1 protein-coding gene is annotated in these 450 nt (G+C 79.8%); it reads right to left on the bottom strand.

Annotated elements, in window-relative coordinates:
• Nucleotides 1-450, bottom strand: a 450-nt coding sequence (locus N866_RS19315; RefSeq protein WP_173406186.1) for a zinc-dependent metalloprotease, incomplete at both ends; no start/stop codon positions are given.

Below are 450 nucleotides of genomic sequence, written 5' to 3'. Positions count from 1 at the left end.
CGGGAGGGCCGCCGGGTCCTGCCAGGCGGCGTCGAGGGCGAAGCGGCCGCCGCTGCGCCGGACGCCGCGGACGAACCGCGCGCCGTCGGCGTACTGCGCCAGCTTGGCGTCCATGCCGATGACCCGCCGCACCAGGCGCTCCACCCCGCGCGCCCGGCCGCGGCGGGCGGTCATCCGCGCGCGGAGCCGGGGGAGGCTCGGGATCACGCGCCGTCCGACGGCGTCCATCGTGACGTCGGCGTGGCCCTCGAGCAGCGCCATGACCGCCGTCACCCGCTCGACGCGCTCGCGCTGCCGGGGGTCCAGGGCCAGGTCCAGGACGGACCAGTCGTCCTCGAGCCGGCCCTCCCGCCACGCCCGGACCCCGCGCGTGGCGGCGGCGAGGAGGTCCCCGAGGGAGTCCGTGCCGGCGAGGTCGTGGGCGAGCGCCGCCACCTCGCGGCGCAGGTG

It is taken from the genome of Actinotalea ferrariae CF5-4 (assembly GCF_000603945.1).
In the GTDB taxonomy this organism is placed as follows: Bacteria; Actinomycetota; Actinomycetes; order Actinomycetales; family Cellulomonadaceae; genus Actinotalea; species Actinotalea ferrariae.
Note: the sequence above shows the minus strand (reverse complement) of the source record. Positions and strands in the feature narration are given on the sequence as shown.